Origin of the sequence: Stenotrophomonas sp. CFBP 13724, from assembly GCF_014841975.1 — a bacterium.
Lineage (GTDB): Bacteria > Pseudomonadota > Gammaproteobacteria > Xanthomonadales > Xanthomonadaceae > Stenotrophomonas > Stenotrophomonas lacuserhaii.
In genome coordinates this window covers 211,309-231,533 of record NZ_JACYUW010000001.1, presented here as the reverse complement: position 1 = coordinate 231,533, position 20,225 = coordinate 211,309, and the positions used below count along the sequence as shown (strand labels likewise).

Genomic DNA, 20,225 nt, shown 5'->3' with positions numbered 1-20,225 from the left:
TGTTGGCGGGGCGGGATGGGTTGGCGGGAATCGCCGTGAATCCGTCCATGGAGGCTCGCCATCCGCTTGCTTGCCGGTGCAGTCCTGCACAGGCGGCAAGACCTGCGCTGGGCTCCTGCCCAGCGCGTCCGGCGCATGCGCCGGACCCATGCGGATGAGCGTTCCCGCCAACCCACCCCGCCCCACCTTCGACAGGTCCATGGTGGCCATGGAACCTTCGGTAGCGCCGACCCATGGTCGGCGGAACGTTTGCTCCAACGGCCCGCTGCGCTCGCCGACCATGGGTCGGCGCTACCGCTTTTTTTCTTTTTCATCACGCCGGGGGGCGGCCATCGAAACCGTCAGGGCGACGGGCGGGTGGGGTTGGCAGGACGCTGAGCCGCATGGATGCGGCGATGCAGCCTACAGGGACGTACTTGCGGCGTGTCCTGCCAACCCCACCCGCCCGTCGCCAAACACGTAACCTGCTTCCAGCCACCACCCGCGAGGGGGGTCTCACCCGTTCGACGCCTCCCCTCAATACCCCGCCGCCTGCCCATCCTTGCGGCTCTCCGACGCGCCGTAGTACACGCCCGTTTCCGGATCGCGCAGGATCGCCTGGTAGCCGCCATACGGACCGTCGGCGAACACCACGCGGTGGCCCTTGCGCATAAGCGCGCGGATCGTGTCATACGCAAAGCCGGTTTCCAGGTTGACCTCGCCGCCGTCGCTCATCGCCGTGGCCTGGCCGGTCGGCTCGGTCGAACCCTCGTGCTGGATGCGCGGCGCATCACCGGCTTCCTGCAGGTTCATGCCGAAGTCCACCAGGTTCATCACGATCTGCGCATGGCCCTGCGGCTGCATCGCCCCACCCATCACGCCGAAGCTCGCATAGGGCTTGCCGTCCTTGGTGATGAATCCGGGGATGATGGTCTGGAACGGACGCTTGCCCGGTGCATAACCGTTCGGGTGGTTCTTCTGCAGGACGAACATCTCACCGCGATCCTGCAGGATGAAGCCGAGCCCCGGGGGCGCCATGCCGCTGCCCATGCCGCGGTAGTTGGACTGGATCAGCGACACCATCATGCCGTCGGCATCGGCGACGGTCATGTAGATCGTGTCGCCTTCTTCCAGCTGTTTCGGTGTGCCCGGCTGTACTTCCTTCAGCGCCTTGTCCATCGAAATCAGTGCACGCCGCTCGGCCGCGTACTCCTTCGAGATCAGTTTGGCCACCGGCGCGGCCGGCTGGAAGGCCATGTCCGCATAGAAGCGCGCGCGGTCGGCGAAGGCCAGCTTCTTGGCTTCCACGAACAGGTGCACGTGTTCGGCCGAGCCAAAAGGAATCTTCGAGAAATCGTACCCTTCCAGCACGTTGAGGATCTGCAGCGCGGCGATGCCCTGGCTGTTGGGCGGCAGCTCCCACACGTCGTAACCGCGGTAGTTGCTGCTCACCGGGTCGATCCATTCGCCCTGGTGGGCGGCCATGTCATCGAAGCTCAGGTAACCGCCGTTGGCCTTGAAGTAGCTGCCGATGGTGCGCGCGATGTCGCCCTTGTAGAACGCATCGCGGCCGCCATCGGCGATCTGCTGCAGCGTGTTGGCCAGGTTCGGGTTCTTCCACAGCTCGCCCTTGCGCGGGGCATGGCCGTTGATCGTGAACTGTTCCTTGAAACCGGGATACTGCGACAGGCGCGGTACCGAGCGATCCCAGTAATACGCGATGACCTCGGCCACTGGATGGCCTTCGCGTGCGTAGCGGATGGCCGGCGCCAGGTTCTCGGCCATCGGCTTGCGGCCGAAGCGCCCGTGCAGGGCGAACCAGCCATCGACGGCGCCGGGCACCGACACCGGCAGCGGACCGGTGGCCGGGATTTCCTTCAGCTCGCGGCGCTGGAACTCGGCCAGGGTGAGCGATCGCGGCGAGCGGCCGGAGCCGTTGTAGCCGTGCAGCTGCTGGGTCTTCGGATCCCACACGATGGCGAACAGGTCGCCGCCGATGCCGTTGCCGGTCGGCTCCATCAGGCCCAGTGCCGCGTTGGCGGCGATTGCGGCATCCACCGCGCTGCCGCCGTTCTTCATCACGTCCAGGGCGATCTGGGTGGCCAGCGGCTGCGACGTCGCCGCCATCGCATGCGGTGCGATCACTTCCGAACGGGTGGCAAAGCCGTGGCCGGTCACGCGGTCAGCGGCGAGGGCAAGCGTCGGCAGCGTTGCCAGCAGGGCAGCGGCCAGCAGGCAGCGGGTCAGTGGTCGGGTCACGTCGGGGAGTTCCTGCAAAGGGGTATCCGATAGTCGCCTGTCTGCTTCGCCACCGGTACCCGGCATTGGTCATGCTCGTGCAGCGCCGGTACCACGGACGCTGCGCGAATGGCGCGAACGGCTCGCTTCGCGCTAGGTCGAGAAGCTGGTTTCATGCGCAACAATCCCCGTGGCACAAGGCTTTCACGTGGATTCACCGGCAACCAATGCGCACGCACCGCCAAGGGTTGACACACCATCTGCCGCATGTTTTCCTCGGACCCATGTTGCAGCGCCACACGCCACCGCCGACGAACTTCGAGCCCGCCGCCATCGGCGCCGCCTCGCTGCGTTCGCTCCTCGTACTCGTACTTATTAGCCAGCCCACCGGAGCGGGACGAGCCAGCGTGTAAGCAACAGACACACAGGTACTCGATCAAAACCCGCACCGGTCCCGGCGCGGGTTTTTTCGTTTCAGAACATGGCAACACCCTCCCTCCATCCAATACCTCTGCAAGGAACCACCACGATGAGCACCAACGACCTGCCCCAGACCAAGATCGCTGTCGTCGGCTACGGCAGCCAGGGCCGCGCGCACGCGCTGAACCTGCGTGAATCCGGCTTCGAGGTGGTGGTGGGCCTGCGGCCCGGCGGCCCGACCGAAGTAAAGGCCCAGGCCGACGGCTTCACCGTCAAGGCGCCGGCCGAGGCGGTGAAGGATGCCGACCTGGTCGCCGTGCTGACCCCGGACATGGTGCAGAAGAAGCTGTACGAAGACGTGCTGGCACCGAACATGAAACAGGGCGCGGTGCTGCTGTTCGCGCACGGCCTGAACGTCCACTTCGACATGATCACCCCGCGCGAGGACCTGGACGTGGTGCTGGTCGCGCCGAAGGGCCCGGGCGCGCTGGTCCGCCGAGAATACGAGATCGGCCGTGGCGTGCCGTGCATCTGGGCCGTGCACCAGGACAAGAGCGGCAACGCCGCCAAGCATGCGCTGGCCTATGCCGCCGGGCTGGGCGGCGCACGCGCCAACCTGATCCAGACCACGTTCAAGGAAGAAACCGAGACCGACCTGTTCGGCGAGCAGGCGGTGCTGTGCGGCGGTGCCTCGGCGCTGGTGCAGGCCGGCTTCGAAACGCTGGTGGAAGCCGGTTACCAGCCGGAAATCGCGTACTACGAAGTGCTGCACGAACTGAAGCTGATCGTGGACCTGTTCTACGAGGGTGGCATCTCGCGGATGCTCGAGTTCATCTCCGAAACCGCCCAGTACGGCGACTACGTCAGCGGCCCGCGGGTCATCGACGCCGGCACCAAGGAGCGCATGAAGGAGGTCCTGAAGGACATCCAGGACGGCACCTTCACCAAGAACTGGGTCGCCGAGTACGAAGCGGGGCTGCCGAACTACAACAAGTTCAAGCAGGCCGACCTGGACCACCCGATCGAGAAGGTAGGCAAGGAACTGCGCGCCAAGATGGTCTGGCTGCAAGGCCAGGCCGCGTAACCCACGCGGCCCTCCCCCACCCGCTCTGCAAGGTTTCCCATGAACATCCCCGCACAACGCAGCGCGCCGCCCAACGGCGCGCGCTGGCTGACCCAGGCGCTGGAGGCCGAAGGCGTGCAGACGCTGTTCGGCTATCCAGGCGGCACGATCATGCCGTTCTACGACGCCCTGGTGGATTCGCGGCTGAAGCACGTGCTGGTGCGCCACGAGCAGGGCGCCGCACTGGCTGCCAACGGCTTTGCGCGTGCCAGTGGCCGGGTCGGCGTGTGCATCGCCACCTCCGGTCCGGGCGCTTCCAACCTGGTCACCGGCATTGCCGATGCGATGCTGGATTCGGTGCCGATGGTCTGCATCACCGGCCAGGTCGCCACGCCGCTGCTGGGCACCGATGCGTTCCAGGAACTGGACGTGTTCGGACTGACCCTGCCGATCGTCAAGCACAGCTGGCTGGTGCGCAGCGTGGATGACCTGCCGCGCGTGGTCGCCGAGGCGTTCCGCATCGCGCGCGAAGGCCGTCCCGGCCCGGTGCTGATCGACCTGCCCAAGGATGTCCAGGTCGCCGATGCCAGCCATCTGCCGGCCCATGTGCCGGCCACCGTAGAGGCACCGCCTGCGCCGGCCGAGCAGGCCATCGCCGATGCCATTGCCGCCATTGCAGGCGCGGAAAAGCCGGTGATCTACGCCGGCGGTGGCATCGCACTGGGTGACGCCGTCGATGCGCTGCGCGACTTCGCCGCGGCCAGCGGCATACCCACCGTACTGACCCTGCGTGGCCTGGGTGCACTGCCAGCAGGACATCCGCAATCGCTGGGCATGCTGGGCATGCATGGCACCCGCGCGGCCAACATGGCCGTGCAGGAAGCCGACCTGCTGCTGGTGCTCGGCGCGCGCTTCGATGACCGCGCCACCGGCAAGCTGACCGAGTTCGCGCCCTTCGCGCGCGTGGTGCACATCGATGCCGACGCGTATGAAATCTCAAAGCTGCGTACCGCCGACGTCGCCGTTCCCGGCAACGTCGCGCAGGCCATCCGTGCCCTGCACGCCGCCTTCCCGACCCCTGCGGCCACGCAGTCCGCCTGGCGCAGCCGCTGCGCGCAGCACCGCGAGAAGTTCATCGCCCGGTACGACGCACCGGGCAAGCACATCTACGCGCCCGCGCTGCTGAAGCGGCTGAGCGAGCTGGCGCCGGCCGATGCGGTGATTGCCTGTGATGTCGGCCAACACCAGATGTGGGTGGCCCAGCACTGCCGCTTCAACCACCCGCGCAACCACCTGACCAGCGGCGCGCTGGGCACCATGGGCTTCGGCCTGCCGGCGGCGATGGGCGCGCAGTTCGCCTGCCCCGAGCGCACCGTGGTGCTGGTCTCCGGCGATGGCAGCTTCATGATGAACGTGCAGGAGCTGACGACGATTGCGCGTTGCCGCCTGCCGGTGAAGATCGTGCTGCTGGACAACAGCTCGCTGGGCATGGTCCGGCAGTGGCAGGAACTGTTCTTCGCCGAGCGTTACAGCGAGATCGACCTGTCCGACAACCCGGACTTCGTCGCATTGGCCAAGGTGTTCGGCATCGCCGCCACCCGCATCGACGCGCGTGACGAGGTGGAAGGTGGGCTGGCGGCGCTGCTGGCCGAACCCGGCCCGGCGCTGCTGCACGTGGCCATCGACGCGCGCGCCAATGTATGGCCGCTGGTGCCGCCCAATACCGCCAACAGCACGATGCTGGAATCCAATCCCGCCCATGTCAGCCAGGAGACCCCCAATGCAATACCGGCTTGACCTGGTGCTGCACCCCGCCGAAGGCGCGCTGCTGCGCGTGATCGGCATGGCCGAGCGGCGTGGCTTCGCCCCGCGCGCCATCCACGGTGCATCCGATGCCGACGACCACGGCCGTTGGCACCTGCAGCTGGTGGTGGACGGCACCCGTCCGCCGGAAACGCTGTGCCGGCAGATCGAGAAAATCTACGACTGCGTATCGGTGCAGGTGACCGAATTGCAGGGAGCAGCCGCATGAACGCCCGTACCGTGCAAGCGGTGCCGGCACGGAGGCGTCTTCTCGGCCGCCCGTCGTCGTCGCCGTGCGCACAACGCGTGGTCCATGATGCCTGCCGCTGACCGCGCCGGCACCGAACCTGACGTAGGCGATGTAACCGTCGCCGACGTGCTGGCCGCGCAGGCCCGCCTGCGCCGCTTCCTGCCGCCTACGCCGCTGCATTACGCCGAGCGCTTCGGCACCTGGCTGAAGCTGGAAAACCTGCAGCGCACCGGCTCCTACAAGGTCCGCGGCGCGCTGAACGCCCTGCTGGCCGGCCGCGAGCGCGGCGACCTGCGCCCGATCATCTGCGCCTCTGCCGGCAACCACGCCCAAGGCGTGGCCTGGGCTGCGCATCGGCTGGGCGTGCAGGCGATCACCGTCATGCCGCACGGCGCGCCGGCCACCAAGATCGCCGGCGTCGCCCACTGGGGCGCCACCGTGCGCCAGCATGGCGAGAGCTACGACGACGCCTGGGCCTTCGCGGTGGAACTGGCCCAGCGCCATGACTACCGCTTCCTGTCCGCCTTCGACGATGCCGATGTCATCGCCGGCCAAGGCACGGTCGGCATCGAACTGGCCCCCCATTCGCCGGACGTGGTGATCGTGCCCATCGGCGGCGGCGGCCTGGCGTCCGGTGTTGCCCTGGCGTTGAAATCGCAGGGCGTGCGCATCGTCGGCGCGCAGGTCGAAGGCGTGGACTCGATGGCCCGCGCGATCCGCGGCGACGTCCGCCCGATCGCCCCGGTGCCCTCGCTGGCCGACGGCGTGCGGGTGAAGATCCCCGGCTTCCTGACCCGCCGCCTGTGCACCTCGCTGCTGGACGACGTGGTGATCGTGCGCGAGGCCGAGCTGCGCGAAACGCTGGTGCGCTTGGCGCTGGAAGAAAACCTGATTGCCGAAGGTGCCGGCGCACTGGCGCTGGCCGCCGGCCGCCGGGTTGCCGGACGCCGCAAGTTCGCGGTCGTCTCCGGCGGCAACATCGACGCTTCGGTACTTGCCGGCCTGCTCACCGACGTGCGACCACGCGCCCCGCGCAAACCGCGCCGGCGCCGCCCCGAAACCCTGCGAACGCCCGCCGTAGCGGTCGCACTGCCCGCCTTGAAACCTGTTTCTTCCCCTTCCCACCTGCACGCCGCACTGCCCGCTGTCGAGGAGACTTCCCCATGACCACGCCGACCATCGAACGAATTACCCCGCCGCGCATCCGCATCTTCGACACCACCCTGCGCGATGGCGAACAGTCGCCCGGCTGCAGCATGAGCCCGCAGCAGAAGCTGGTCATGGCGCGTGCGCTGGACGAGCTGGGCGTGGACGTGATCGAAACCGGATTCCCGGCCAGCTCCCAATCCGACCGCGAGGCGATGACGATGATCGGCCGCGAGGTACAGCGCCCGATCCTGGCGGTGCTGTCGCGCTGCCTGGCCGGCGACATCGAAACCTCGGCACGCTCGCTGGACGCAGCCGCGCACCCGCGCCTGCACGTATTCCTGTCCACCAGCCCGCTGCACCGCGAGCACAAGCTGCGCATGACCCGCGAGCAGGTGCTGGAATCGGTGCACAAGCATGTCGCGCTGGCGCGTTCGTACATTGATGATGTCGAGTTCTCCGCCGAAGACGCCACCCGCACCGAGCTGGACTACCTGATCGAAGTATCCCGCGTAGCGATCGCCGCCGGTGCCACCACCATCAACCTGCCGGACACGGTCGGCTTCACCACGCCGGAGGAAATCCGCGCGATGTTCCAGCAGGTCATCGCCGGCGTCGCCGATGTCAGCGGTGCCGAGCGGGTGATCTTCAGCGCGCACTGCCACAACGACCTGGGCCTGGCCGTGGCCAATTCGCTGGCCGCCATCGAAGGCGGCGCCCGCCAGGTCGAATGCACCGTCAACGGCATCGGCGAGCGCGCCGGCAACTGCTCGCTGGAAGAGATCGCCATGGTGCTGAAGGTGCGCCAGGCCTTCTACGAGCAGGACACCTCCATCAACACCCCGCGCATCGTCGGCACCTCGCAGCTGCTGCAGCGGCTGGTCGGCATGCCGGTACAGCGCAACAAGGCCATCGTTGGTGCGAACGCTTTCGCCCACGAATCGGGCATCCACCAGCACGGCATGCTGCGCCACCGCGGCACCTACGAAATCATGCGTCCGGAAGACGTGGGCTGGGAAGATTCGCAGATGGTGCTGGGCCGCCACAGCGGCCGCGCCGCGGTCGAGGCGCGCCTGCGCGCACTGGGCTTCTGGCTGGAAGAAGAAGAACTGAAGCTGGTGTTCGAACAGTTCAAGTCGCTGTGCGAGCAGCAGCGCGTGGTCACCGATGCAGACCTGCAGACCCTGATGCAGGGCGGTGCCAGCACCCCGGGCTACCGTCTGGCCTCGATGACCATCAGCGATGTCGGCAGCCGTGCCAATGCACTGGTTGAACTGTCTGATCCGGATGGCAACCGGGTGGCCGAAACCGCACAGGGCGATGGCCCGGTGGATGCGCTGTTCGGTGCCCTGTCTTCTGCCACCGGCGTCAGCCTGCAGCTGGACAGCTACCAGGTGCACAGCGTAGGCATCGGCGCGGACGCACGCGGCGAAGCCAACCTGAGCGTACGCAGTGGCGAGGATGTCTTCGAAGGCACCGGCACCAGCCGCGACATCATCGAGGCCTCTGCACTGGCCTGGCTGGACGTCGCCAACCGCCTGCTGCGCCAACGCGAAGCCACTGCCGCCCCTGACACCGCCGCTGCGGCGGCCCACGCCTGAGGATTCCAGCATGAGCGCGTTCACCTCCGTCAGCATTGACGCCGGCCAGGCCTGGAATGCCCAGGATTACGCCATCGACGCCGGCTTCGTGCCGGTGCTGGGCAGCGCGATCGCGCGCCTGCTTGATGCGCGGCGGGGTGAACGGATCCTCGACCTCGGCTGTGGCGACGGCGTGCTGAGCACCGAACTCGCACTGACCGGCGCCCAGGTGATCGGCGTGGACGCCTCGCCCGAGCTGGTGATCGCCGCGCGCGCCCGCGGGGTCGATGCGCAGGTCATGGACGGCCATGCGCTGTCCTTCGATGGCGAGTTCGATGCGGTGTTCAGCAACGCTGCGCTGCACTGGATGCGCGAGCCGGACCGCGTACTGGCCGGTGTGCGGCGTGCATTGAAACCCGGCGGGCGGCTGGTCGCCGAGTTCGGTGGCGATGGCAACGTCGCCGCCATCGTCGGTGCCGTGCAGGCTGCCCGGGTGGCGCACGGCCACGGAGAAAGCGCGTTCAGCTGGTACTTCCCCACCGTGGAAGCGTACAGCGACCGCCTGCGCCAGCATGGCTTCCACGTGCAGTTCGCCGAGCGCGTGGAGCGCCCCACGCCGCTGCCCACCGGCATCGCGGGTTGGTTGCGGGTGTTCGCCGCGCCGTTGCTGGCCGACCTGGATAGCGCTGCTGCCCGTCGCATACGCGATGCCGCCGAAGCCCTGCTGGGCGACCTGCCACGTGATGCGTCGGGCCTGCCGCTCGCCGACTATGTGCGGCTGCGCGTACTCGCACGTCGCCGCTGAGTGTTGACCTCCTCCTGATTACCCCTGATGTTCTTCATCGCACCTTCCTGCCAGGCCATCGCATGACCCCCGCACCCAGCACCCTGTACGACAAACTGTGGGACGCCCACGTGGTCGTCCCCGAATCCGACAGCGCCCCCGCCGTGCTGTACATCGACCTGCACCTGATCCACGAAGTGACTTCGCCACAGGCCTTCACCGAGCTGCGCGAACGCGGCCTGTCGCCGCGCCGGCCGGACCGCACCAAGGGCACCATGGACCATTCCACGCCGACGCTGCCCGCGCGCGCCGATGGTTCCCTGCCCTATGCCAGCGCGGCCTCCGAAGCCCAGGTGGCGATGCTGGCCAGCAACTGCGCCGAATACGGCGTGGAACTGTTCGACATGGCCTCGGCCGACCGTGGCATCGTGCATGTCATCGCGCCGGAACAGGGCTTCACCCTGCCCGGCATGACCATCGTCTGCGGCGACAGCCACACCTCCACCCATGGTGCGTTCGGTTCGCTGGCGTTCGGCATCGGCACCAGTGAAGTCGGCCACGTGCTGGCCACCCAGTGCCTGCTGCAGCGCAAGGCGAAGACCATGGCGATCACCGTGGACGGCGCGCTGCCGGCCGGCGTCGGCGCCAAGGACGTGGTGCTGCACATCATCGGCGTGATCGGAGTCAACGGCGGCACCGGCCATGTGCTGGAGTTCCGCGGCAGCACCATCGCGGCGATGGACATGGAGCAGCGCATGACCCTGTGCAACATGTCCATCGAGGCGGGCGCACGCGCCGGCATGGTGGCCCCGGACCAGGTCACCTTCGACTGGGTGGCCGCCACCCCGCGCGGCCCGAAGGGTGCCGACTTCGATGCGGCGGTGGCGCGCTGGTCGCAGCTGCGCAGCGATGACGGTGCCCGCTTCGATGCTGAGGTTTCGATCAACGCGGCCGACATCCGTCCGACCCTGACCTGGGGCACCCATCCGGGTACCGCGATCGCGGTCGACGCGCCGATCCCGGCCGCCAACGATGCCGCTGCGCAGAAGGGCCTGGACTACATGCAGCTGCATGCCGGCGACACCCTGCAGGGGACCCCGGTGGACGTGGTGTTCGTGGGGTCCTGCACCAATGGACGGCTGAGCGACATGCGTGAGGTCGCCCAGGTGCTGCGTGGCCGGCAGGTCGCCGATCGCGTGCGCATGCTGGTGGTACCGGGCTCGGAAATCGTCAAGCGCCAGGCCGAAGCCGAAGGCATCGATGCCATCGTGCGCGCCGCCGGTGCCGAGTGGCGCGAGCCGGGCTGCTCGATGTGCATCGCCATGAACGGTGACCTGGTGGCGCCGGGCCAACTGGCGGTGAGCACCAGCAACCGCAACTTCGAGGGCCGCCAGGGCCCCGGATCGCGCACCTTGCTGGCCTCGCCGATGACTGCCGCGTGGGCCGCCGTCAATGGCCGCGTCTCCGATACCCGCGACCTGTTCAACCAGGAGGTGGCCTGATGAGCGGCTTCCGTACCCTGGAGTCGGCCAGCGTGGTGCTGCGCCAGACCAACATCGACACCGACCAGATCATCCCGGCGCGCTTCCTGTCCACCACCGAACGTGCCGGCCTGGGCCGCAACGCGTTCAACGACTGGCGATGGACCGCCGATGGCACGCCGAACGCGGAGTTCGCCTTCAACCAGCCGCAGAATGCCGGCCGCAGCATCCTGCTGGCGGGGCGCAACTTCGGCTGCGGTTCCTCGCGCGAACATGCACCGTGGGCCCTGACCGACCTGGGCCTGCGCGCCATCGTCAGCAGCGAGATCGCCGATATCTTCCGCGGCAATGCGCTGAAGAACGGCCTGCTGCCGGTGGTGCTCGACGAGGCCGACGTGCAGGCGCTGATGCAGCGCCCGGACGACGTGCTGACCCTCGACATCGCCGCACGCGAACTGCGCACCCCCGATGGCCGCGTCTACGCTTTCCCGCTGGATGGCTTCTCGCAGACCTGCCTGCTGGAAGGTGTCGACCAGCTGGGCTACCTGCTGGGCCGCGTCCCCGACATCGAACGTTACGAGACTGAACATGCACGCTGAGATCGTCGTCCTGCCCGGTGATGGCATCGGCCCGGAAGTGGCCGCCGCCGCCGTGGCCGTACTGGAAGCCGTCGCCACCCGTTTCAACCACAGCTTCAACTTCAACGAACATGATATCGGCGGCATCGCCATCGACCGACATGGCGAGCCGCTGCCGGCCAGCACGCTGGACGCCTGCCGTGCAGCGGACGCGATCCTGCTGGGCGCGGTGGGCGGCCCGAAGTGGTCCGACCCGAATGCGAAGGTACGTCCGGAACAGGGTCTGCTGGCGATCCGGCGCGCGCTCGGCCTGTACGCCAACCTGCGCCCGGTGCGCACCCATGAGGCGGCACTGGGCGCCTCGCCGATCAAGGCCGAACTGCTGCGCGGCGTCGACTTCGTGGTGGTGCGCGAACTGACCGGTGGCATCTACTTCGGTGAAAAAACCCGCACCGCCGATGCGGCCAGCGACCTGTGCAGCTACAGCGTGGAGGAGATCGAGCGGGTCCTGCGCAGCGCCTTCCAGCTGGCCCGCCAGCGCCGTGGCAAGGTCACCTCGGTGGACAAGGCCAACGTGCTGGAAACCTCGCGGCTGTGGCGCGACGTTGCCACCCGGCTCGGCCGCGAGGAGTTCGCCGACGTGGCGCTGGAGCACCAGCTGGTGGATTCGATGGCCATGCACCTGCTGGCCAAGCCGCGCGAGTACGACGTGATCGTGACCGAAAACATGTTCGGCGACATCCTGACCGACGAAGCCTCGATGCTGGCCGGATCACTCGGCCTGCTGCCCTCGGCCTCGCTGGGCGAACCGGGTGCGGTCGGCATCTACGAGCCGATCCACGGTTCGGCCCCGGACATTGCCGGCAAGGGCATCGCCAACCCCTACGCGACGATCTTCAGCGCGGCGATGCTGCTGCGCCATTCACTGGGCCTGGAAGCCGAGGCGGCAGCGGTTGAAGCGGCCGTGCACGCCGCGCTGGATGCGCGGGTATTTACTGCGGACCTCGCTGCAGCCGGTAGTGCGGTGTCTACCGCGGAGGCCACCGCAGCGGTGCTCGGGCACCTGCAGGGGTAAAAAATTTGCCGGGCTGCGCCCTGGGTCCACGTCTCACCAGCACCCGCCGCTTCGCGGCCGCCCCTGACTCAGGGGCTCCCTCCACCAGACAGGCCACCGGGGCCGTCGGTAGCGCCGACCCATGGTCGGCGGAATGTTCCCGCCAACGGCCCGCTGCGCTCGCCGACCATGGGTATGCCGGTCGTCCTGACCGGCACCCTACGGGCCGTCGCAGGCGACGTTGGCAGCGGCTCCTGCCGCTGCCTTCGGCGCTACCGCTTTTCTTCTTTTTTTCATACGCGGCTGGCGGCCCCGGAACCCGTCAGGGCGCGGGGCGGTGGGGCTGGGCGGGGGCGTTGAGCGCCATGGATGGCGCGAAACGAGGCCCGCAGGAGCGGCTCTTGCCGTCCCCCGCACAGCCCCACCGCCCGGCGCCACCCACGCACAGCGCTGCAAGCAGCCACCCGCGAGGGGCCTCAGCCCGTTCGACCATCCTCTTTCCGCACCCGGAACCACGCCGCATACAACGCCGGCAGGAACACCAGCGTCAACACCGTCCCCACGATCAACCCGCCCATGATCGAAATCGCCATCGACCCGTAGAACGCGCTGCGCGACAGCGGAATCATCGCCAACACCGCCGCCAGGGCGGTCAGCACGATCGGACGGAAGCGCCGCACGGTGGCATCCAGGATCGCGTCCCAGCGATCATGCCCGGCATCGATGTCCTGCTGGATCTGGTCGATCAGGATCACCGAGTTGCGCATGATCATGCCGGCCAGCGCGATCGTGCCCAGCAGCGCGACGAAGCCGAACGGCGAGCGGAACAGCAGCAGGAACAGGGTGGCGCCGATGATGCCCAGCGGTGCGGTGACCAGCACCATCGCGGTGCGCGAGAAGCTGCGCAGCTGCAGCATCAGCAGGGTCGCCACCACCACCAGGAACAGCGGCATGCCGGCCTTGATCGAATCCTGCCCGCGGGCGGAATCCTCCACCGTGCCGCCGGTTTCCAGCAGGTACCCACTGGGCAGCTGCGCGCGGATTCCATCCAGGGTCGGCAGCAGTTGCTGCACCACGTCCAGTGGCTGCATGCCATCGCCGATATCGGCACGCACGGTCACCGTCGGCAGCCGGTCGCGGTGCCAGATGATGCCATCTTCAAAACCATGCTCCAGCGTGGCGACCTGGGACATGCTGATGCTGCCACCGGACGGCGTGGGCATCTGCAGGCTGCCCAGCAGCTCCAGGCTCAGCCGCTCATCGCCCGCACCCCGCACCAGCATCTCGATCTGCCGGTTGCCTTCGCGGTACACGCTCACCGCTTCGCCGGCCAGCGAACTGGCCAGGAACTGGCTGACCTGTGCACTGCTGACGCCGAGCGCGCGCGCACGGTCCTGGTCGATCACCAGCCGAACCACCTTGCTCGGTTCGCTCCAGTCCAGGTTGACGTTGATCGTGTGCGGGTTGGCGCGCACCTTCTCTTCCACCTGCCGGGCCAGTGCCTGCACCTGCGCGATGTGCTCGCCGGAGATGCGGAACTGCACCGGATAGCCCACCGGTGGTCCGTTCTCCAGCCGGGTCACGCGCATCTGCACGTCCGGGAAGGTAGGCAGCACCTCGCGCTGCAACCAGTCGCGCACGCTTTCACGGGCATGGGTGTCGTTGGCCAGCACCACGAACTGGGCGAAGTTGGTCGCCGGCAGCTGCTGGTCCAGCGGCAGGTAGAAGCGCGGTGACCCGGTGCCCACGTAGGCCACGTAGTTGCGGATGCCTTCGCGGCCGTCCAGCAGCTTCTCCAGCTTGGCCACCTGGCCACGGGTCGCGTTCAACGATGCGCCCTCGGCCAGTTCGATGTCCACCATCAGCTCCGGCCGCGTGGAGTCCGGGAAGAACTGCTGCGGCACGAAGCGGAACAACAGCAGCGAGCCGATGAACAACAGGACAGTCGCGGCGATCACCCACCAGCGGTGGCGCAGGCACCCTTCCAGGAAGCGGCGGAAGCGCACGTAGAACGGACGCTGGTACGGGTCGTGGTCGTGCCCATGCGCGGGCGGCGCAAGCAGGTTGGCCATCGCGGGGAAGCGGTCGGCCCACGCTTGACGGCGTGCATGCCAGCGGCCCATCAGGCTGCCGGGTTTCGGCGGCTGGCGGTTGTACAGGTCCGGCAGCATCTTGTCGCCGAGATACGGAATGAACAGCACCGCCGCGATCCAGGACACCACCAGTGCGATGGTCACCACCTGGAACAACGACCGTGTGTACTCCCCGGTGCTGGAGGCCGCCGTGGCGATCGGCAGGAAGCCGGCCGCGGTGATCAGCGTGCCGGTCAGCATCGGAAAGGCGGTGGATTCCCACGCGAAGCTGGCCGCGCGCAGGCGGTCGTAGCCCTGCTCCATCTTGGTGGCCATCATCTCCACCGCGATGATCGCATCGTCCACCAGCAGGCCCAGCGCCAGCACCAGCGCACCGAGCGAGATCTTGTGCAGGCCGATGCCGAAGTAATGCATGACGAAGAAGGTCATCGCCAGCACCAGCGGAATGGTCACCCCGACCACCAGCCCAGTGCGCAGGCCCAGCGAGAAGAAGCTGACCAGCAGCACGATCACCACCGCTTCGGTCAGCACCTGCACGAACTCGCCCACCGACTCTTCCACCGCCTGCGGCTGGTCGGACACCTTGCGCAGCTGCATGCCGGCCGGCAGCGTCTTCTGCAGCCGTTCGAACTCCGCATCCAGGTGCGTGCCCAGCGCCAGGATGTCACCGCCATCCTTCATCGCCACCGCCAGGCCGATGGCATCCTCGCCCATGAAGCGCATCTTCGGCGAAGCGGGATCGGCGAAACCGCGGTGCACTTCGGCGATGTCGCCCAGGTGCACGGTGCGCTCGCCGACGCGGATCGGGAAGGCGCGGATGTCATCGATGCTGTTGAACTGCCCACTGACGCGCAGCTGCACGCGGTCGCTGCCGGTCTCGAAGAAACTGGTGTTGGCCACGGCGTTCTGGTCCGCCACTGCCTGCTGCACCTGCTGGCGGGAAATACGCAGCGAGGTCAGCTTGGTGTTGGACAATTCGATGAAGACTTTTTCATCCTGCAGGCCGACCAGGTCGACCTTGCCCACGTCCGGCACCCGCTGCAGCTCGAGCTGGATGCGATCGGCATAATCGCGCATCAGCGCGTAGTCGAAGCCTTTGCCGGTCAGCGCGTAGATGTTGCCGAAGGTATCGCCGAACTCATCGTTGAAGAACGGTCCGACGATCTCGCGCGGCAGCGTGGCCTGGATGTCGCCGACCCGCTTGCGCACCTGGTACCAGAGGTCGGGGATCTGCCTGGAACGCAGGTCGTCGCGCGCCACGAAGATGACCTGCGATTCGCCCGGGCGCGAATAGGAGCGGATGAACTCGAACTCGCCGGTGTTCATCAGTGCCTTCTCGATCGGCTCGCTGACCTGTCGCGACACCTGTTCTGCCGTGGCCCCCGGCCACAGCGTGCGCACCACCATGATCTTGAAGGTGAAGGGAGGATCCTCGGACTGCCCCAGGTGCTTGTAGGACCACGCGCCGATCAGGGCGAAGGCAAGCATGGCGAACAACACCAGCGGACGATTGGCCAACGCCCACTCGGAAAGATTGAAGCGACGCACCGGCTTACTCCCCCGCCTTGGTGGCGGCGGCAGCCGCCGGCTTCAGCACCGGGCGGTTCTGCCGGTCCACCGCGGTCACCGACTGGCCTGCGCGCAGCAGGTGGCCGCCGGCGGCAACCACCCAGTCACTTGCGGTAATGCCGCTCAGCACGGGCACGGTATCGCTGCCGTAGGCGCCCGTGGTCACCGGCACGGCCTTCAGGCGCGCGGTGGAAGGATCGACCACCCACACGCTGGCGCGGTCGTCGGCACCACGCTGCAGCGCCGCCAGCGGAAGCTGCAAGGCGGTACCCGCTTTGCCACCGGCCAGCCCATGCACGCGCGCGCTCTGGCCCAGGCTGACATCGGCCAGCGCGTCGGCGGCCAGGCTGACCCGCGCGGCGAAGGTCCGCGATTGCGGATCGGCGGCGGCAGCGACCTCACGGATCGTCCCCGGCAACATCGGCCCACCGCGGCTCCACGGCTCCACCTGCACCGCCGTACCGACCGGGAAATCGCGCAGCCTCGCTTCGGGCAGATCGATCCGCACCTCGCGGCCACCGTCGGCGGCCAGCGTGAACAACGTCTGCCCGGCCGCCACCACCTGCCCGGCTTCGGCACCGGGCTCGCGGCTGGCAATCACCCCGTCGGCGGGCGCGCGCAGCTGCGCATAGCCGACCTGGTTGCCCAGCACGTTGGCATTGGCACGCGCTGCGTCCACCTGGCCCTGCGCCGCCTTGAACGCGGCAGCCTGCTGGTCCAGTGCCGAACGGCTGATCAACTGCTGCGCGGCCAGCGCTTCATAACGTTTGTGGTCGTCACGGGCGCGGACCAGTTCGGCCTGCGCGGCCGCCAGCTGCGCCTGCGACGCACGTGCCTGCAGGGCGAAGTCGGCCGGGTCCAGCTCGGCCAGCAGCTGCCCCTTGACCACCCGCTGGCCGGCGTCCACGTCACGCCGCAGCAGCTTGCCGCCGACCCGGAAGGACAGCGCGCTTTCCTGGCGCGCGCGTACTTCGCCGGGAAACACCATGGCGCCGTCACCAGCCGCGACCAGCGGGTGCACCACCAGCACCGGCACGGCGGGGACGGGTGCTTCAGGCTTGTCGGAACAGGCGGCCAGCGCGGCTATTCCCAGTGCAATTCCCATCCAGCGCACGCTCTTCATCGGTGTTCGTCCTGATTACACATTCGAGTGGTGGCAACTGCGCGGAGGCGCGGCGCCGGGCGGTTTAGTGAACCCGGCGGTATAGTATAAATATCGAACCGCTTGGTCTACTATTACGCCGATGATGTGTCCCTTCTCCCGCAAGAATGCGCCCAAAGCTGCCAGCAAGACGGCAGGCCCGGGCCGCCCCAAGGACCTTGGCAAGCGTGCCGCCATCCTCGAAGCGGCCAAGGCGCTGTTCGTGGAACAGGGGTATACCGGCGTCAGCATGGATGCCATCGCCGCCCAGGCCGGTGTTTCCAAGCTCACCGTGTACAGCCATTTCGGTGACAAGGAATCGCTGTTCACCGAGGCGGTCAAGTCCAAGTGCGTGGAAATGCTGCCGGACACCCTGTTCGTCGCCGATGCCGAAGGGCCCCTGCGCGACCAGCTGCTGGGCATCGGCGAGGCCTTTTTCGAGCTGGTCACCTCCGATGCGGCCGTGTCGGTGCAGCGCGTGATGATGGCCCCGGAAACCGATGACCGCCTGCGCGAGATGTTCTGGCAGGCCGGCCCCCGGCGCACCACCGAGGCCCTGGCCGAGTTCCTGCGCGCCCGCACAGCACGCGGCGAGCTGGATATACAGGACTTTCCCACCGCGGCGTTGCAGCTGATGACCCTGGTCAAGGGCGAGCTGCATACGCATATGATGTGCGGCCTGCAGCCGCCGCTGGCGGCCGCTGATGCCGGCCGGCACGTAGCGGCCTGCGTGGATTTCTTCCTGCGCGCGTATGTCCCCCGCCCGGCCCAGGCGGGTCCGCGCGGTGGCTGACACCCACAACCTGAACAAGCCGGAGGTCGCGATGACTTCCGGCACTGCGACCCCGGCCGCCCTGAATACATGCTCCGGGTGCGCCGACGGCCTCCGGCACCGGTAAAATGGCCGGCCCACTGCGCTGGATTGGAACCTCATGACGATTGACTACGCACACGCCCGTGAACTGATGGTGGAACAGCAGATCCGTCCCTGGGACGTGCTGGACATCAAGGTGCTCGACGTCCTGGCGCGCCTGCCGCGCGAGGCCTTCGTGGCAGAGAGCCATCGTGCGCTGGCCTATGCGGATATCGAGCTGCCGCTCGGCGGCGGGCAGAAGATGATGAAGCCGGTCGTCGAAGGCCGCACCCTGCAGGCGCTCGATCTGCAACCGGGCGACGAAGTGCTGGAAATCGGCACCGGCAGCGGTTACCTGTCGGCCTGCCTCGGTGCGCTGTCGCGCGAAGTGCTCAGCCTGGAAATCGATCCGGAGCTGGCCGCCATCGCGCGTGCACGCCTGGACAGCACCGGCCTGGGCACCAACGTGCGCGTGGACGTGGCCGATGCCCTGGCCTGGCAGACTGACCGCCGTTTTGATGTGATCTGTGTCACTGGCGCCGTCGACCGCGTGCCGTCACAGTTCGCCTCATGGCTGCGTCCGGGTGGTCGCCTGTACATCATCCACGGCCGTTCGCCGGCGATGGAAGCGATCCTGGTCAAGGCCGATGGCAGCACCGAGTCGCTGTTCGAAACCGATATCGATTACCTGCGCGGTGCCGCGCCGGCCCCCCAGTTCCACCTCTGAGTCCAAGGAAGCCGCAATGATCCGCCGAACCCTCGCTATTGCGCTGGCCACCGTCCTGCTGCCGCTGTCCGCCCATGCCGCCGACCTGCTGCAGGTCTATGAAATGGCCCGCAATGGCGACCCGCAGCTGTCCGCTGCCGAATCCACCCGGCTGTTCGACAAGGAAGGCGCCGTGCAGGCACGCGCCGCCCTGCTGCCGCAGATCAACGGCGTCGCCTCGTTGAACCGCTCACGCACCGAAGACCGCGGCAACAACACCGGTACCTTCGAAAGTCGCCGCCGTACCTACACCATCGACGGCAGCCAGACGCTGTTCAACTGGAGCCAGTTCAGCACCCTGCGCGCCCAGCGCGAACTGAGCCGTGCGGCTGATTTCAACCTCGATTCGGCCAACGACGACCTGATCGTGCGTACCTCTGCGGCCTACTTCAACGTGCTGGTGGCGATCGAATCACTGAACGCGGCCAAGACCAACGAAGAAGCAGCCAAGAAGCAGTTCGACTTCGCCGACAAGCGACTGGAAGTGGGCCTGGCGCCGATCACCGACGTGCATGAAGCGCGCGCCCAGTACGACCAGGCACGTGCCAATACCATCGTCTCGCAGAACACGCTGGCCGATGCCTACCAGGCACTGACCGAACTGACCGGCCAGCCGGTGACCAACCTGCGCGGCCTGCCGGAAGATTTCCGTCCGGAAGTGCCGGCCAACCGCGGCAACGTCGACCAGCTGGTGCAGAGTGCGGTCTCGCAGAATCCAGCGCTGAAGGCGCAGGAACTGCAGGTCAGTGCCTCCGAAGCCAGCGTGCAGGCCGCACGTGCCGGCCACCTGCCCACGCTTGCCCTGGGTGCCAGCGTGGGCCAGGGCGCGACCTGGGGTGACAGCACCGGTGCAGGCGGCCTGAGCCCGGATACGCGCACCAACAGCGTCGGCCTGACCTTGAACGTGCCGATCTTCGCCGGCGGCGCCACCCAGTCCGCGGTCCGCCAGGCGCTGGCCCAGCGTGACATCGCGCAGGACGGCTACGAGCAGCAGAAGCGTGCACTGGACCGCAACACCCGCAACGCCTACCAGACGCTGGTGGCGGGCATCAGTGAAGTGGAAGCGCGCCGCCTGGCGGTGGTCTCCGCGCAGAGCGCCTACGATGCATCGCAGGTCGGCCTGGAAGTGGGTACCCGTACCGTGCTGGACGTGATCCAGAACCAGCGGATCCTGTTCTCGGCACAGCTGGATTACGCCAATGCGCGTTACACCTTCCTGCAGAACCGCCTGCTGCTGAGCCAGGCCGTCGGCGCGCTGGACATCGCCGAACTGCAGGAAATCAACCGCCTGCTGACCGTCGACGCCGGCAACCCGAGCACCACGGTCAACAACTGATCCCAAGCCGCTGTGAACATGAAAAGCCACCCGCATGCGGGTGGCTTTTTGAGTAGTGACGGCCGCTGGCCGTCAATCGGTTGGGCCGCCT

The 20,225-nt window shown here is 67.7% G+C and carries 15 protein-coding genes; 12 read left to right on the top strand and 3 right to left on the bottom strand.

What is annotated here, in order from left to right:
* Positions 1-516: 516 nt before the first annotated feature.
* Complete coding sequence (gene ggt / locus IFT63_RS00945; RefSeq protein ID WP_042613993.1) at positions 517-2,238, bottom strand: gamma-glutamyltransferase; 1,722 nt, start codon at positions 2,236-2,238, stop codon at positions 517-519.
* Between the two features lie 508 nt (positions 2,239-2,746).
* Here ggt and ilvC point away from each other — a divergent pair.
* From ilvC to leuB, 9 genes are all read left to right on the top strand, one after another.
* Complete coding sequence (gene ilvC, locus IFT63_RS00940; RefSeq protein ID WP_192082937.1) at positions 2,747-3,721, top strand: ketol-acid reductoisomerase; 975 nt, start codon at positions 2,747-2,749, stop codon at positions 3,719-3,721.
* 39 nt (positions 3,722-3,760) lie between these two features.
* On the top strand, positions 3,761-5,497 hold the full coding sequence (ilvG, locus tag IFT63_RS00935; protein ID WP_042613995.1) for an acetolactate synthase 2 catalytic subunit: 1,737 nt from the start codon (positions 3,761-3,763) through the stop codon (positions 5,495-5,497).
* Positions 5,481-5,732, top strand: a complete 252-nt coding sequence (locus tag IFT63_RS00930; RefSeq protein WP_042613996.1) for an ACT domain-containing protein — start codon at positions 5,481-5,483, stop codon at positions 5,730-5,732. The genes ilvG and IFT63_RS00930 overlap by 17 nt, the downstream gene beginning before the upstream one ends.
* Positions 5,733-5,819: 87 nt before the next feature.
* Entirely contained in the window at positions 5,820-6,920 is a 1,101-nt protein-coding gene (locus IFT63_RS00925) for a threonine dehydratase (protein ID WP_042614002.1), read from the top strand.
* Complete coding sequence (locus IFT63_RS00920; RefSeq protein WP_192082935.1) at positions 6,917-8,500, top strand: 2-isopropylmalate synthase; 1,584 nt, start codon at positions 6,917-6,919, stop codon at positions 8,498-8,500. The genes IFT63_RS00925 and IFT63_RS00920 overlap by 4 nt, the downstream gene beginning before the upstream one ends.
* A gap of 10 nt (positions 8,501-8,510) precedes the next feature.
* On the top strand, positions 8,511-9,284 hold the full coding sequence (locus IFT63_RS00915; protein ID WP_042613998.1) for a class I SAM-dependent methyltransferase: 774 nt from the start codon (positions 8,511-8,513) through the stop codon (positions 9,282-9,284).
* Positions 9,285-9,346: 62 nt separating this feature from the next.
* Positions 9,347-10,765, top strand: coding sequence for a 3-isopropylmalate dehydratase large subunit (leuC, locus tag IFT63_RS00910; protein ID WP_042613999.1), 1,419 nt, complete (start codon positions 9,347-9,349; stop codon positions 10,763-10,765).
* Entirely contained in the window at positions 10,765-11,343 is a 579-nt protein-coding gene (leuD, locus tag IFT63_RS00905) for a 3-isopropylmalate dehydratase small subunit (protein ID WP_042614000.1), read from the top strand. Before leuC ends, leuD begins: the two co-directional genes overlap by 1 nt.
* Positions 11,333-12,397 (top strand): 3-isopropylmalate dehydrogenase, encoded by a 1,065-nt coding sequence (gene leuB, locus IFT63_RS00900; RefSeq protein WP_192082934.1) that lies wholly within the window; start codon positions 11,333-11,335, stop codon positions 12,395-12,397. Before leuD ends, leuB begins: the two co-directional genes overlap by 11 nt.
* Positions 12,398-12,852: 455 nt before the next feature.
* On the opposite strand, the gene IFT63_RS00895 is transcribed toward leuB, so the two are convergent.
* Positions 12,853-16,017 carry an efflux RND transporter permease subunit gene (locus tag IFT63_RS00895; protein ID WP_042614700.1) on the bottom strand — a complete coding sequence of 1,055 codons (3,165 nt, stop codon included), beginning with the start codon at positions 16,015-16,017 and terminating at the stop codon, positions 12,853-12,855.
* A 4-nt stretch (positions 16,018-16,021) separates the two neighbouring features.
* Entirely contained in the window at positions 16,022-17,161 is a 1,140-nt protein-coding gene (locus IFT63_RS00890) for an efflux RND transporter periplasmic adaptor subunit (RefSeq protein ID WP_192082933.1), read from the bottom strand.
* 121 nt (positions 17,162-17,282) lie between these two features.
* Between IFT63_RS00890 and IFT63_RS00885 the strand changes: the two genes are divergently transcribed.
* The 3 genes from IFT63_RS00885 (at position 17,283) to IFT63_RS00875 (ending at position 20,134) form a co-directional block, all read left to right on the top strand.
* Positions 17,283-17,972: a TetR/AcrR family transcriptional regulator gene (locus tag IFT63_RS00885; protein ID WP_042614698.1), complete on the top strand. Its 690-nt coding sequence runs from the start codon at positions 17,283-17,285 to the stop codon at positions 17,970-17,972.
* A 139-nt stretch (positions 17,973-18,111) separates the two neighbouring features.
* Complete coding sequence (locus IFT63_RS00880) at positions 18,112-18,759, top strand: protein-L-isoaspartate O-methyltransferase (protein ID WP_042614697.1); 648 nt, start codon at positions 18,112-18,114, stop codon at positions 18,757-18,759.
* 16 nt (positions 18,760-18,775) lie between these two features.
* A complete protein-coding gene (locus tag IFT63_RS00875) occupies positions 18,776-20,134 on the top strand; it encodes a TolC family outer membrane protein (RefSeq protein ID WP_042614696.1) in 1,359 nt (452 codons plus the stop codon).
* Positions 20,135-20,225: the final 91 nt, after the last annotated feature.